Below are 13,124 nucleotides of genomic sequence, written 5' to 3'. Positions count from 1 at the left end.
TATAGTTCCAATATCAAAAAAATCCCTTCTCACACAATGTGAGAAGGGATTTTTCTAAATGGGCTGATGACTTACATCATGCCGCCCATTGAAGAGTGGCTATTATAGCCTTGTATGGTGTATTGAAAACCTTGTTATATAGAAGGTTTTCATTTTTTATTCGCATAGCTTTTTATAGAAAATCATTTCATTGTTGCCGGATTGTTGCCTTTTGAAATAGTTCGCTGAAAGTTTTGTTGTCAATTTTCTCTCTAATAACCTCTAACAAATTAACTGTTTTAAAATCATCGTATCGCGATGGAAGAACCCTTTTGTGTTCTTTCAATGATATCAACACTTTAGTTACTTTAATGTTATCATTTTTGTTTGATTTATATCTGGATAAAGTGTCATCTATATAAATCATATAATTAATTTTTTTCAAGAAGTTTTTCCCGGAGTCTTTAGTAGGATACCCCCCTTTTAAAGCATTAATGTGGTTATCAAGAGTTGCTTTGCATTCTATCAATTTGATTTCCACACCTTTTTCATGCACTTTAACTACATCGATCAAACAGCCTTGACCAGCAAAAGACTTTTCTATAAGTTTCTTTCTCTTATGTTGGAAAATAGGTTCATGATAAATCTTACTTTCAGTATCTTTTTCTAAATGAACAGTTAAATACTCTAGCAGTTCACCTCTAAAACTGTGGAATTCTCTTAACCCTTTACTGTAAATCTTATAAATGTTATTTGTTATAACATTTTTAGTTCTTGAAATCACAGAAACTTCGCTATTAATTTCAGCTTCCTCAATAAACGAATCTAATTCTTCTAAGAACATATTTTTAGGAATCGTTCTTGTTAAGTCTATTTCTTGCAGAAAAGAAACTATACCTTCGATAAGTATTGGAAAATGTTCTTTAGTTGCTAATTTCTTTTTGTGCATGTTGAAGTATCTAAAAGGAGATTTATTACTCAATTCCTCAAAGCTTGTCACATTGACATTTTTAATTCTTAAATTAGAAAACTTTTCATTCCTCTTTTTGCGCATTTTCTAAAAACCCATATGGAATATTTAATGGTGGTATTCCCACTTCATTAGAAAAGTCTAGAAGACCTTTGTTAAAATAAGGTTCTAACCATCTCATTACTATATTTTCTAGCTCAGGCGAATTTTCCATGTCTGTTTTAAAAAACAGTTTATAATCCGCTATAAAAAACCCATCAGCCTCTTCTTTTGTTATTTCTTTAGGATCATCCGTATTTTCATCTTCTACTAGCAATATACTAATATTCAATGTAGCATTTCTCAAATCTTTTTTTTCTTTATGAGTTGCTAACATCATTGCAACTTTTATATGAACTTCCGCACCTTCTGCTAATTTTTCAGGGTTGTGGCATCCATAATTCAAACTTGGAACTTTCACTTCTATGACTTCAAAATTCATATCTTTATCTCCTATCAAAACTATATATTTCATCTTCAAAGCTTGATTTCTCACTATTGCTATTCGACATACTCTTTAAAAATTTCAAATCAAGCTTATATCCATTATCCATTTCTTTAATAAACTCGTTTTCTTTTACTGAATTTCTGTCTAAATCACTATAAATGTTACTATAAAATTCTTCCAATAAATTAAGTGTAGTTCCTAAAGTATTCGCGTCTAAATATTTTAAATGTCTTTGAACTCGTTTAAATTTAACATCAAATAATTTTTTTATTTTATCTTCTTTTAGATTTCTTTGATTAAGCTTATGATTAATCATTTTCTTTTTACTATTTTTTACTGATAAAAAGAATACTTCATCAGTATCTTCTTTGACAAAAACAATATCATCTAATTTGTCAAAGTCAGTCCAACTTTCTGAAATACCCAGATTATACAAATCTTCAGCACAATCTTTTAGATTAGAATAAAGATTTTCCAGCTTATTATATTCTTCGATAAGTAAATGATTTTGCTTTTGTTCTAAATGAAACCGAGCGTAGGCCATTTTGCATTCCCCTCTCCTTTTATGCAAAAATGCTCATTTTATTAAAATTAGTAGTTATATTTTCGCTACCTTAGCACATTTATTGCCATTATATTATTCTATCTTATTGCTTAGCATATTGTATAGCGCGAATACTTTACAGTTAAAACAATCTGTGTTAAGCATCTTTGTTTTCATAGTGTATAGTTTGTAACATACCTTAAAAGCTATATAACCTAACTAGAAGCTATTTAAGCTACATACTTAACACAAAACATACTAAGAATATAACGATTCATAAAACCTATTCAGAATCAATTTGAGAGCATTCTTTTTTAAAAAATAAATTTCGAATTTTTTCATTACCACTCTTCCATGATTTGCTGCATCGCTGTTAAACTCTGCTCGTAAAACCAAAACCGCTTGCCTTTCCCCTTCCGGCGTTCCAGCAACTTCATGCGTGGATCGCGCAGAAACTCTTCTTCGAGAAACGTTTTGCCCATGCACGTGCGTTTGGCCATCTCGTTTATGTCCCACAAGAATAAAGTTTCCTGGATGGCCTTGTCGATTCGTTCATTGACCTGTTTGCGGATTTCTTCCTGGTCCACATCTACTTTCACCTCTATAAACGCCAAGTAATTGCCTCCTCTCTATAGAGCGTAGTTCTTTCTTTGTATCTTCGATTCCTTTGAATAAATAAAAAAAACAGCCAAGTTAATGGCTGCTCTCTCCTTTAATACGTTCTCCCCTTTCTGCCGCTATCTTTCATGGCATTCCGATCGTTGTTGATTTTTTCAACCGGTTTCGCTACACCTTCAGCCAACACATCATAGTTAGGTGTAACCATAGCCACTTGCGTAGGCTGTGGATTCGTAAGCAACGCTTGTAGTAACGCAACCTGTTGTTTCAGCAGGTTAATGATTTCATTATCTTTGCTTGGTGAAGGGTTCGGCAATTGATTAGGACGCGTGATCCCGCCACCACTCTTGCCACCGGACATTAATTTCTTCCCGGCAATCGCCATTAATTTCATAGCATCCGAGCGTCGTGATTTGTGCATCGGAATTGTGATTTCTTCGCGGTTCTTCTCGCTGATTCTCACAAGCTGGTCCGTCTTTGTAATGCCGCCTGTTTCCAGTCCGGCCGGGTTAATATTTATTCCATTTCTGCGTACCTCGTAATGAAGGTGAGGGCCCGTCGAACGTCCTGTGGAACCGACTGTACCGACTGCTTGCCCCTTTTTAACCGCTTGGCCAACACTGACCAAATTTCGCTGATTGTGCTGATACAGGCGGTCCATAATGCCGGATTGAACACGGACAAAGTTACCGCGTATTGCATGGAACCCTGCTTGAATGACTTTGCCGGCTGCCTGTGCAGGGATTAACGTACCCGCACGCGCTCCCCAGTCATCGCCTTGGTGCATCTGTCCGATGCCGGTAACAGGGTTAATACGGAAGCCTCGGCGTGATGTAAGCGTAAATGCAGAGCCGAAGCCATGACCACTGCCTGCCATCGTGCCAGATTCATCGATACTGCTTTTCAGGAAGCCTAAGGCACCTGTTTTTACCTTATCGAATGCACCTTTTGCCATATCGCCCACAAGCGAACCACCATTTGGCTTTTTAATTCCTAAGAGCGAGAGTGCCGTATCGAGAAGTTTCCCTGGATTCGACACGTGATCCCATACGTTGAACGCCGCATCTTTAATCGCGCTGCCTGCCGCTTTCGTGCCTTCCCACGCTGCACTGCCGAAGTTTTTAATCCCTTGCCATAAGCCTGTGCCGCTTTCGTAATGAGGAATCTCGCCAAGCAACTCGCGTGTTTTCTTCGCTGAGAGCACCTGTGTGCCTTTCGGCAGGTTCACCATTGTATCAATCGCTGGGCTTAATCCAAGCTCGCCACTAGGCGTCTGAATCAATTCTCGACCGGCATTCAATCCTCGCCCGTCTCCTACAATGGCAGGACCGCCTGGATGTGCATGAGTGCCGTTTGCGTATTGTGGAACTGTCCATAAGTCGACCTTCCCAGCCTTACCCACACCAATCTTATCGAGAACCCAGTTGATGCCAGTAATTACGCCATTCACGCCTTTACCCAGCGTCGAAGCTAAATTATTAATGACTTTCGTTACACCACTCTTAACTTTCGACGCCATTGAGCCGATACCATCACCGATTCGTTTCGGCAGAGCCTTCGCTGCATTAACAATATCCGTAAAGCGATTTTTAACGGAGTCGAAGATCTGACGGAAAGCGGTGGAAGTCGATGTTCTCATCGTGCTCCAGGCGGTTGTGACATTCCTTAGAACAGTCGTAACCGATGTTGAGAACAATGTCTTCATGCTCGTCCACATCGTGGAGAATACGCCACTGAACGATTTCACGAACAGTCTGGCTCCTCCGAGGACCTTCCCGAAGAAGGACAGCTGGACAAAGTTCCAAATGAACTGCACAGCGCCTGAGAACATCTGCTTGACGCCTTCCCACATCTTCTTGAAGTCTCCACTGAATAACCCGGCAAAGACCTTCACGCCGCCCATGATGACATTTAAGGCACCATTGATGACACCCTTGATATTGCCCCAGACGGAGCGGATAATAGCTAAAACTGCGGGCATAACGAATTGAATGACAGCCATGATTCCTTTCATGATTGAAGCCGTGACCTTGCTGATATTCGACAGAGCCGACAAAATAACTACGCTGTTTTCCGACCAGAATTTTTGTATCGTGCTCAGTTGATTCTTAAAGAATCCTGTAACGGCCGCTATAGCTGGTTTTATCATCGTGAGCCCCGTAGTAGCCAGTTCCTTCACTCGTTGAATGAGTGCCTGGACGCCTGTTCGGAACGTCTCTGAGTTGCGGTAGAGTGGAATGAAGCCGGCCGTCAATGCCGCAATCACTGCGATAGTTAAGCCTACTGGACCTGTTAGGGCAGCGACGGCTAAACGCAGGTACTTAAACCAGCCTCCCGCCTCTTTTACTTTAAGCAGGAACGGTGCAAGTGTAATCATCGCCCCACCAAACATGCTAATCATTGAACCAACCACCACAAGAACCGGACCGATGGCTGCAGCGATACCGCCAAAGACAAGGATGGATTTTTGCGTTTTATCCGAGAAGTTTTCAAATCGCTCTGCCATCTTACTCATCGCATCGATCAATGGCGGCAAATATTTCTTAGTCAAATCAAGCAAGATTGTTCCAATCGGTTCAAGTGCGGCCATTGAATTGTTTTTCAGTAATGTAAACTGGTCAGCTAGTGACATCGTATCTTCTGCAGCTGAACCTATGGTTTCACCTGAACTGTCGAGTGTTGACAACAATTCATCAACGCTTAGATTCCCATCTCTGATGGCTTTAGCCATTTCGGGGCCGGCCTTCTTACCGAACAGTTCCATTGCCAAGCTTGTAGATTCACTTTCGGTTCCAGCGTTTTCGATATCAGAGATTAGACCAGGAAGCACTTTAGCTGGATCTTCTCCTGCAGCTGCTAGATTTTGCAGGCCCTTCTTCAATCCAGTAAGCATCACTTCGCTATTCACACCGGACTTTTCCCAGTGGCCAAGTAGTGCGGCGCTCTCTTCAATGTTGTAACCAAGCGTTTGGAAGGTTTCGCCGTTCGTGTCTAATAATCCGGTCAATTCACTGACGCCGATACCTGTCGTCTGTGCAACCTTCCACAGATAGTCCATCGTATCGCCGCTATCTTCCATCTCAACTCCCCATGTACCAAATGTACGTGTCATATCCGCAATGGATGTGTTGACATCTTCACCAGTCACCCGCGAAAGGTCTAAAAATTGCTTAGTCATTTTTTCCAACGGTTCACCGGTTAATCCAGTGCGGGTATTAATATCAGCAAGTGCATTCGACACGGTTTCCGCATCTTCCGGAACGCTCTTGAATACCGATTTAAAGCTGGTTTCCAAATCTTCCAGCGCATCACCAGTAGCGCCTGTGCCTGCACGAATGTTCTTTGATGCTTTGTCGAATTCGTTTGCTGAAGAAAATGCAGCTACACCAATACCAACAAGTGGGGCCGTAATGCCTTTTGTTAAATTGGTTCCGACATTTTTCATGCCGTCCCCGACTGACTTCATTTTATTGCCCATGTTTTCCATGGCTTTACTGAGTTTTCCTAACCGGCTCTCAGCAATCTCTTGCTCTTTCTGGAACGCTTTGAATTCTTCGGTGACGCCTTCTACATAGCGATTCAAGTTGTTCAGTGAGGCTGCTTCCTTGTTGTAAATGCCTGCTGCTTTATCGGCTTGCGTGGAGCCTTCGCCGTGGATTTTTACCATCTTTTCATACTCGTCTTTAGCGTTTTGGACTGCGACTTTTTGGAGATCCAGTCTCTTATTCAAGCCTTTGAGTTGTGTTTCATACTTTTTGACGGATACTTCATTTCTATCAAATGCCGACATATTGGCTTTCATCTCGCTGTTAACTCCAGCAAGCTTCCGCTTAAGTTCAGACATCCCTTTGTCTATACCAAGCGTGTCAAGGCCCAAGCCAATCGACAAACCCTCAATTCTTTCTGCCATCTTCTCACCTTCTTTTGTGTAAGCTCACGCTTGTGGAAGATGGCTAAAAAAAAAGAAGCCCCTAACCACAAACGTGGCAGGACTTCTTGAGTCTCTAATTTCAGCGGGGTTCTGGACCCTCTATTATTTGATTACGTAATGATTGTAATGGCCACATTTGTGGCATTTGATTTCGGCTTTCTTTTCTATTTTCGCAAGAAGCTTATTACAATTTGCACACCGAGCTTCAGCGAGTTCTTGCTTTTCGGCTTTTTGAGTCAAATGGCAGCACCTCCCCTCGTGGATCTAAATCCATTTCTTCGATAACGTGATCAATCGCCTTTGACGCCATTGGTAAGACTTCGCGAACATCAAAGCCATTTTCTAATTCTTCTAATGTGAATTGATGACCAAAAACTGCGCAAAGGAATGGATAATGTTCAGTGAAAATGTACTCCGGGTCTCGTCTTTCATCAAAGTCATTAGACAGTTTCAGCGTTTTTTGCAGCACGCTGCCCGTCACCATTTTTGGTGCTGTGAATTTCTTCTCTTTTCCGTTGATATTTAAACGAATAACAAGTTTTTTCATCCTTCGTCCATTCCCTTCTTTACTTATCTTCTTCTTTGAAAAAATCTTCAAATGGATCATGCGGTTTATTGCTTGCTGGAACAACGAGCTTCATTCGGCTGTCGATTGTCATACCTAGCTGCGAGGCAATCAATCGAATCTCTGAACTGGATTTCACCAATGCGCTAAATGCGGGATTCGCCTTTCTGGATTCCCCATCCACCAAACCGTGGTTATCCAAGTCTTTCGAAGCTTCTAAATAGAGCGAGTAGAATCGGCAATACAGCGCGACAAGGGTTTGATCCAGTGAAGCAATCGGCAGCTTTTCGAGTAATGGTACGATTCTCTCGTATTCTAGTCTACCCGCGGCATCTAGCCACTCCGGCGCTTCGGTTTCTATGCCTTCGAATTTTTTTAAAGCCTCTTCCTTGGCTAATCTTTTTTCAAGCTCTTCTTTCGTGAAATTGGACTTGTTTAGCTCTGTTAAAACGTGTTTTCTGGCCATTTTCAGACCTCCTTTCTGTGTTTGTTAAATTGAAAATCTCGAAAAACGGAAAAAATCACTAAATTAGTTCCACGCCGGTCCTAATCGATTTCAAAACCGAGGGGGTAAAAGGGTGGGGGGGCCTCATTTAAAAGGAACCCCGAGTTTCAAAATCGATAATCAGCGCGATGCCTACCAGGCTTGCTCCTGTGGCCAATAATCCAAGCGGGATACTGAACTGATAGACGGCCACGTTCATCAAGAGAATGCCTAGAAGGAACAGGATAGGCTTTAGCAATTCAAACATTTTATCGGCTTTATTATTCATTCAGTTCGCTCTCACGTACACCAAGCATATGTGCGAAATTAACACCAATCTTTTTCAGTTGGAACACTTCTTCTTCTCCGTAGTTACGCAACGCTTCAACTTGCTCAAGAAGTTTTACCACTTCCTTGTCTGGGTTGTGGTATCGATGCTTCTTAGAATTGTAGAAGACCAGAGTTGTTGGGTCCGGTTCTTCATGCCAGAAAACAAGGTATGGATTTAGTATGCGTCTGATTTCTTTTTTCAAATTCATTGCTTCTCTATTCGCATGTTCGAAGTGAGCCGAACCATGGACATTCATGCTTGAGTAATCCAGCCCCCGTTCTTTAAGCTCTCCCTGGAATGCAAACGTAAAGTCATTATGCTTCTGGATGCTCGCCATATGTTTCTTGACTGATGCACGATCCACTTCTGATAAGCGTGGTGCGGATCCTAATTTCTTCTGCAGCTCAGCTTCTGCCAACTGCCGTCTTTCCCCATACTGTTTACGCATCCGTTGGTCTTGTTTAATCTCATCGATTTTGTACTTCATCATTTGCCGACACTCCCTGTTTTGTATTTGTCGTTTCTCATTTCCAATTGCATAATCAAATCAATACGTTCCTCTATTTCTTTTTGTGGCAAGCCGATAGCCTTCAACTTCAATTTCTCCTGCTCTTTTCTGTGAAGGTAATACGGGTCTGTTTCCCGTTGCTCCAGCAATTCTTTTTTAGACCTCACAGTAACAATGCGGCGTTCTGGTTCTTTCACGTTTAACTCCTCCTCTGCCTTATTTAGTTGCATAGTATTCACGACTTTGTTTCATCGTGTATTCCATTTGAGTAAGCTGCACAATCTCCCCATCGATTAAGTACGGATGCCGGCGCGGCGACTTCCTACGCAGCTCCGGAAACTTCCTGCACATTTCCTGATACTCTTCACGCACCTCTTCTTCGGCACCCTTCTCACGAGCGTTCTCCATGCTCTCCCAGGCACGGGATGCAGAGCGGAATAAGAAGGTTAAATCCCGATGCGTAACCTCTTGGCCTAGCTCAAAATGATTCTCAAGCAGTTGTGCTGTCTGCTCGTCGATTGTCTGTAAGAACGCTCGCCACCGAGAGTATTTCTCTTTCAGTTTGATGATTCGTAAATCATAGGCCTGCTTAGCATCTAAGATTTCGAGCGCTTGCGTATCAGTAGCCGGCGATTGGCCGGGTGGATCAGAGCCATCGTTGTATCGATAGCCGTAGTAGCGAATATCTGAGTATAGCTCCTGGAAGTAATCGGTTCGCTCCCATTCCATCTTGAGCGCTTCTTGCATGGCTTTTGCGTTCTGCAGCATATTCCAGACGGATAGTTGCTGGGTTTCGTTCATGTGATCACCTCCTGCGTGTTGGGTGCTTCCTGTTACCAACGCGGTAGTTTAGCCGGGTCAATGTTGTTCAGCTTCCGCGACAATGTGAATGTCCAGTTCAGATGCTGTTCATCCTTTGGAGTGAAACCAGCGTTTAACATCGCGCCTTTGAACACGCCATTCGATATATAAAACCCAGTGGGAGACTTCTCGAATATATGCTTTAGTCGATATGACGTAGGTGAATTATAAGACTTGATTTTATAAGGCAAGAGCGTATTCACAATCCATCCACTTAACATCATTTTTTCGAATAGATAGAGTTTTTCGTACTCTGTCGGTCTGTTTATTTCAAGGTCTCTTTGATTTTTTGCGACTATGACCATTCTAGGTCCTCCTCTGAAAATGTAATTTGTAATTGTGCATGTAATAGCTGAATCCCTTACGCACGTTGACTTTCGCCACCTCGATTACTTATTACATAATTTTAGAAATATATACAGGCACTCTATGGTTAGCGTATATCTTTAACTTTTTGAAACTTTAAGAAATGATGTAATATGTAATGAATTGTTCTGAAACCCATACAGCTCTAAGGCTAGTAGGTATTACATTTTTCATTACATATTACATTTTTAGTTCACTTCCTCTTATAGCCTCTTTGGGTCTTGCCTTTCATTAAAACTGGTTTACTTTCCCAGTCTTCGCGGTTATCCATGTACAATTTAATTTTCTTAGCTTGCGAATTGGCGTTTCTATCTTTTGCATCTAATCCGAGCATATAAGCGATTTCCTTCGCGGTAGTCTTGTTAATTGCGCTAGCACCCGATACAGAACGTCCTCGCTGGGAGTTTTCGAATTGGTATCTCTTTTCGTCCATATTCATAGAATCCCAATTCTCCGGTACTTTCATTTCTAGAAAGTCATTAATGCTAATGAAAAATAGGCTTTCTTCTGTCGCTTGATTGCGGTACTCCTCGGCAGCTTCAAGATCCGCTTCCACATCCAAGAACAGTTTTTCCCCTTCCTTATACCTTAGAAATGCTTCTGCCCATATCTGTTGAATTGTTTCATCGTCTAATTTGAAAATGTCCAACTCCGCAGAGTTTTTTAAAGGTATAGGAAAAAAACGCCTGTTGCCTGTTAAATCGTTTAGAAACTCGCTATTATTAGTTGTTCCAATAAAGACGCAAGTCCGGTAATATTTCTGTGGAATCACACTGTATGGCAAGCGAATTTTATCGAACTTTGCGCTAATAAAAGACTTCACTTTTTCAGTTTCAGTGCTATTGAAACTGGCCAGCTCACCAAGCTCGATAATCCAAGATCCAATTAGTAGCTGATAATCATCTTTTGATTTCCCTAGAGAGGCAAGACTGTCCACGAAAAATCCCCCTCCAAGCTTGCTCGCTAGTGTGCTTTTTCCCACTCCCTGCTTGCCTTGCAAAACCGGCACCATCTCCATTTTTACTCCGGGCTCATAAATACGAGCTACTGCTCCCGCGAGCCATTTTCTAGCGACTGCACGTGAGTATGCATTATCATCAGCTCCGAGGTAATCTATAAAGAGACTGTCTGCCCTAGGTTTTCCATCCCATACCTTTGATTCAATATGTTGCTTTATAGGATGATACGAGTTCTTTTCTCTAGCGATAGAACTCACCATCTGGAGGATGTCTTCTTTTGTGAATGTCAGGGAATACTCTCTGTCTACCGAAAGTCGAAGATCAACGATGAACTCGTCAGTAATAGGATGCATATTCACTGTTATTTCTTGAGCGAATTCATCAAAGCCGATTCCTTTGACTTGAGGGGTTAAGAGCAACATCAACCTTAAATTTGATAACGTCTTTTTTATTGCTCCGTCTTTATTTAGCACAAAATCTAACGGCTTTTTCGTGGTACTTCCTTTTTGTTCTCTCGCCTTTTCAATCACTTCTTGGACTTCCGGTGGAATAGAGTATTTTTGTTCATCTTGAAAATTCTCTTTTCTGATTTCAGTCATATTCAATACGTATCTCACCTCCTGACTTGTTGAGTTCTTTATTTAAAATACTTATGAACGTTCTAGCTAATTCTGCATCGGCCATCGGCGGATTATTCATTCCACGATTCCATCCGTTTATCAGTAGAAACGCAATTTCGGGATCCAGACCTTTTCGCAGAAGATAACCGGTCAACGATGCTGCAGAATGATTGCGCTGGCCGTCTCCTACCCCTGACAGGATAGTTGTCCAGTGACTTACAGGTTTGGCTGTCGGTTTACTACCTGCATTGGCTTGTATTAAAGCTAAAAGCCATTCAGGAGCATCTTGTATAGCTGTTTCCAACGGGTGACTTGATACTTCCCACTCATACCGTTTACCACTGATGTGCATAGATGGAGAGCCAACTATATATCCGCCTTCTCCCCGGATATCTAGGCCTTTAGCTATTTGGCTCGCTTGGTTTTGAATACCTTCTCTATAGGTGAAAAGATAATGAGTTCCGTTCGATCCTGTTATAGCTTGAACGGTATCGGGCAATTCACCATAGGAATCGATTAGTTGTTCTAGTGATTCCGGACCATCGTCCTTCGTGTCCACATCCAGCACCCAGAAACCACTCGCCGCCCCAGTTGCAATACCGATATTCGCATTCGGCCATAGTGTCCAGAAATGGCGAATTTTTTGGGTATCGCTAGTGGCTGCCTTCAAACCATGTTCTATTAATCCTTTTTTCCAGCGGGGATGTTTCCCTGGATTCTTGCAGTCCGCTTTCCCACAGCTACACTGTCCGTTTTCGATTGAGTGTAAGGGAAATACTTTAAAGTTCAGTCGCTGGGCATAGCCTAGTGCTGCGCGAAGCATTTTAGAATCATTATTTATATTGTTATCTGACGATTTTTTTGGTAAACTTGATTTATCCGATGTAGTTGTCATATCTGGAGGTTCACAGCCTTCCGCAACTGCTCAATTGTTACAGTTTTTAACTAAATGTTTTATTCACTAGCCTTTTCGCATTCCCGTGCGAAGGGCTTTTTTTTGTTTCAGTGACCAATTGATAAAATCCATTTTCATCCCCTGAAGATAAGTAGATTGATAATGAATCATCGCTTGATCCCACGTAAGTGATTGCTTAGCTTCACCGTTTTCTAATCTTTCAAGATATGTTGTTGAAATTCCTAAGCGTTCCGAAAGGATAACTGGATGGACGCCGCCGATAATCCGCGCTTCTTTCAGCGACAAACATTTTTCTGTTGGTACACATTTCTCGTACCCTTCGGCTATTAGCTTTTTAAGTTTAAGGACACCTGACTTAAAACACTCGAAATCTTCTTTAATCTCCTCGGCGCTTCTTGCTTGGTAATTTATTCCATGTTGTTCATTACCTTTGGCCACCATTGTGCCCAGGTATGCAGCTCCGACTTCTTCAATTTCCAAGGCAAAAGTAATTCCCTCTTCGATTGCTTTGTTTACTGTCAAATGTTTTACTGTCATTTTTTCCAGCTCCTTAGTTTGTAATTGAAATCATCAAGAATGCCATAATGCAAAGTGCCGCGAAATGTGTTCCATAAAACCACAGTGCATCCTCCCAGGGGACTATTTCGTTTCCGAAGAAAAATGAATTGAGATTCTTCATTTTTTAGTCCTCCGGTACCTAAGGACATCGCCGCCATTCTTTTTAACTTCTCCCGTATAAACTTTCATGTACTCTTTGACTTCCTGAACCGGGAAAATCCAACGACTGCCTACTCTCAAATGTGGAAAGTCTTCATCGATCAGCAGATTATTCACGATTGTGTTCCAAGACATCCCTAAGTAGTGGCATAACTCTTTGGAAGAGAAGAAGAAAACTTCTTGCTCTATCGATTCGAGACGTTCCTCTATTTTTGACAGATAGAGTTGCTTCAATGCATTTTCATCAATTTGAATTTGGAACATTCAA

The 13,124-nt window shown here is 41.6% G+C and carries 17 protein-coding genes; all 17 read right to left on the bottom strand.

Annotated elements, in window-relative coordinates; all coding sequences use genetic code 11:
* Nucleotides 1-187 precede the first annotated feature (187 nt).
* The 17 genes from ACFO5U_RS14570 to ACFO5U_RS14490 all read right to left on the bottom strand — a co-directional run bounded on the left by ACFO5U_RS14570 (nucleotide 188) and on the right by ACFO5U_RS14490 (nucleotide 13,120).
* The gene (locus tag ACFO5U_RS14570; RefSeq protein WP_377279811.1) at nucleotides 188-1,033 is read right to left on the bottom strand and encodes a hypothetical protein; all 846 of its coding nucleotides are present in this window, start codon (nucleotides 1,031-1,033) and stop codon (nucleotides 188-190) included.
* The gene (locus ACFO5U_RS14565) at nucleotides 1,014-1,430 is read right to left on the bottom strand and encodes a hypothetical protein (protein WP_377279810.1); all 417 of its coding nucleotides are present in this window, start codon (nucleotides 1,428-1,430) and stop codon (nucleotides 1,014-1,016) included. Before ACFO5U_RS14565 ends, ACFO5U_RS14570 begins: the two co-directional genes overlap by 20 nt.
* Before the next feature lie 4 nt (nucleotides 1,431-1,434).
* Nucleotides 1,435-1,980, bottom strand: a complete 546-nt coding sequence (locus ACFO5U_RS14560) for a hypothetical protein (protein ID WP_377279809.1) — start codon at nucleotides 1,978-1,980, stop codon at nucleotides 1,435-1,437.
* Between the two features lie 341 nt (nucleotides 1,981-2,321).
* Nucleotides 2,322-2,594, bottom strand: coding sequence for a hypothetical protein (locus ACFO5U_RS14555; RefSeq protein ID WP_377279808.1), 273 nt, complete (start codon nucleotides 2,592-2,594; stop codon nucleotides 2,322-2,324).
* Between the two features lie 98 nt (nucleotides 2,595-2,692).
* Entirely contained in the window at nucleotides 2,693-6,508 is a 3,816-nt protein-coding gene (locus ACFO5U_RS14550; protein WP_377279807.1) for a phage tail tape measure protein, read from the bottom strand.
* Between the two features lie 123 nt (nucleotides 6,509-6,631).
* Entirely contained in the window at nucleotides 6,632-6,769 is a 138-nt protein-coding gene (locus ACFO5U_RS14545) for a Com family DNA-binding transcriptional regulator (RefSeq protein ID WP_377279806.1), read from the bottom strand.
* Nucleotides 6,735-7,076, bottom strand: coding sequence for a phage tail assembly chaperone G (gene gpG, locus ACFO5U_RS14540; protein WP_377279805.1), 342 nt, complete (start codon nucleotides 7,074-7,076; stop codon nucleotides 6,735-6,737). The genes ACFO5U_RS14545 and gpG overlap by 35 nt, the downstream gene beginning before the upstream one ends.
* 19 nt (nucleotides 7,077-7,095) lie before the next feature.
* On the bottom strand, nucleotides 7,096-7,560 hold the full coding sequence (locus tag ACFO5U_RS14535; protein ID WP_377279804.1) for a phage terminase small subunit P27 family: 465 nt from the start codon (nucleotides 7,558-7,560) through the stop codon (nucleotides 7,096-7,098).
* Between the two features lie 127 nt (nucleotides 7,561-7,687).
* Complete coding sequence (locus ACFO5U_RS14530) at nucleotides 7,688-7,867, bottom strand: hypothetical protein (RefSeq protein WP_377279803.1); 180 nt, start codon at nucleotides 7,865-7,867, stop codon at nucleotides 7,688-7,690.
* Entirely contained in the window at nucleotides 7,860-8,399 is a 540-nt protein-coding gene (locus ACFO5U_RS14525) for a hypothetical protein (RefSeq protein ID WP_377279802.1), read from the bottom strand. Before ACFO5U_RS14525 ends, ACFO5U_RS14530 begins: the two co-directional genes overlap by 8 nt.
* Nucleotides 8,396-8,614 carry a hypothetical protein gene (locus tag ACFO5U_RS14520; protein WP_377279801.1) on the bottom strand — a complete coding sequence of 73 codons (219 nt, stop codon included), beginning with the start codon at nucleotides 8,612-8,614 and terminating at the stop codon, nucleotides 8,396-8,398. Before ACFO5U_RS14520 ends, ACFO5U_RS14525 begins: the two co-directional genes overlap by 4 nt.
* 19 nt (nucleotides 8,615-8,633) lie before the next feature.
* On the bottom strand, nucleotides 8,634-9,218 hold the full coding sequence (locus ACFO5U_RS14515) for a hypothetical protein (protein WP_377279800.1): 585 nt from the start codon (nucleotides 9,216-9,218) through the stop codon (nucleotides 8,634-8,636).
* Between the two features lie 32 nt (nucleotides 9,219-9,250).
* Complete coding sequence (locus tag ACFO5U_RS14510) at nucleotides 9,251-9,583, bottom strand: hypothetical protein (protein ID WP_377279799.1); 333 nt, start codon at nucleotides 9,581-9,583, stop codon at nucleotides 9,251-9,253.
* A 254-nt stretch (nucleotides 9,584-9,837) separates the two neighbouring features.
* A complete protein-coding gene (locus ACFO5U_RS14505; protein WP_377280141.1) occupies nucleotides 9,838-11,202 on the bottom strand; it encodes a virulence-associated E family protein in 1,365 nt (454 codons plus the stop codon).
* On the bottom strand, nucleotides 11,195-12,118 hold the full coding sequence (locus ACFO5U_RS14500) for a bifunctional DNA primase/polymerase (protein ID WP_377279798.1): 924 nt from the start codon (nucleotides 12,116-12,118) through the stop codon (nucleotides 11,195-11,197). Before ACFO5U_RS14500 ends, ACFO5U_RS14505 begins: the two co-directional genes overlap by 8 nt.
* 66 nt (nucleotides 12,119-12,184) lie before the next feature.
* Nucleotides 12,185-12,676: a hypothetical protein gene (locus tag ACFO5U_RS14495; RefSeq protein WP_377279797.1), complete on the bottom strand. Its 492-nt coding sequence runs from the start codon at nucleotides 12,674-12,676 to the stop codon at nucleotides 12,185-12,187.
* A 138-nt stretch (nucleotides 12,677-12,814) separates the two neighbouring features.
* On the bottom strand, nucleotides 12,815-13,120 hold the full coding sequence (locus ACFO5U_RS14490) for a helix-turn-helix domain-containing protein (RefSeq protein WP_377279796.1): 306 nt from the start codon (nucleotides 13,118-13,120) through the stop codon (nucleotides 12,815-12,817).
* Nucleotides 13,121-13,124: the final 4 nt, after the last annotated feature.

The sequence above is a fragment of the Planococcus dechangensis genome (genome assembly GCF_042654465.1).
Classification (GTDB): Bacteria; Bacillota; Bacilli; order Bacillales_A; family Planococcaceae; genus Planococcus; species Planococcus dechangensis.
Note: the sequence above shows the minus strand (reverse complement) of the source record. Positions and strands in the feature narration are given on the sequence as shown.

Coding starts and splice junctions, on each gene's coding strand:
- ACFO5U_RS14560 (WP_377279809.1), bottom strand. CDS start 1,980: ATGGCCTACGCTCGGTTTCATTTAGAACAAAAGCAAAATCATTTACTT.
- ACFO5U_RS14530 (WP_377279803.1), bottom strand. CDS start 7,867: ATGAATAATAAAGCCGATAAAATGTTTGAATTGCTAAAGCCTATCCTG.
- ACFO5U_RS14495 (WP_377279797.1), bottom strand. CDS start 12,676: ATGACAGTAAAACATTTGACAGTAAACAAAGCAATCGAAGAGGGAATT.
- ACFO5U_RS14500 (WP_377279798.1), bottom strand. CDS start 12,118: ATGACAACTACATCGGATAAATCAAGTTTACCAAAAAAATCGTCAGAT.
- ACFO5U_RS14510 (WP_377279799.1), bottom strand. CDS start 9,583: ATGGTCATAGTCGCAAAAAATCAAAGAGACCTTGAAATAAACAGACCG.
- gpG (WP_377279805.1), bottom strand. CDS start 7,076: ATGAAAAAACTTGTTATTCGTTTAAATATCAACGGAAAAGAGAAGAAA.
- ACFO5U_RS14550 (WP_377279807.1), bottom strand. CDS start 6,508: ATGGCAGAAAGAATTGAGGGTTTGTCGATTGGCTTGGGCCTTGACACG.
- ACFO5U_RS14525 (WP_377279802.1), bottom strand. CDS start 8,399: ATGATGAAGTACAAAATCGATGAGATTAAACAAGACCAACGGATGCGT.
- ACFO5U_RS14490 (WP_377279796.1), bottom strand. CDS start 13,120: ATGTTCCAAATTCAAATTGATGAAAATGCATTGAAGCAACTCTATCTG.
- ACFO5U_RS14570 (WP_377279811.1), bottom strand. CDS start 1,033: ATGCGCAAAAAGAGGAATGAAAAGTTTTCTAATTTAAGAATTAAAAAT.
- ACFO5U_RS14505 (WP_377280141.1), bottom strand. CDS start 11,202: ATGACTGAAATCAGAAAAGAGAATTTTCAAGATGAACAAAAATACTCT.
- ACFO5U_RS14565 (WP_377279810.1), bottom strand. CDS start 1,430: ATGAATTTTGAAGTCATAGAAGTGAAAGTTCCAAGTTTGAATTATGGA.
- ACFO5U_RS14535 (WP_377279804.1), bottom strand. CDS start 7,560: ATGGCCAGAAAACACGTTTTAACAGAGCTAAACAAGTCCAATTTCACG.
- ACFO5U_RS14515 (WP_377279800.1), bottom strand. CDS start 9,218: ATGAACGAAACCCAGCAACTATCCGTCTGGAATATGCTGCAGAACGCA.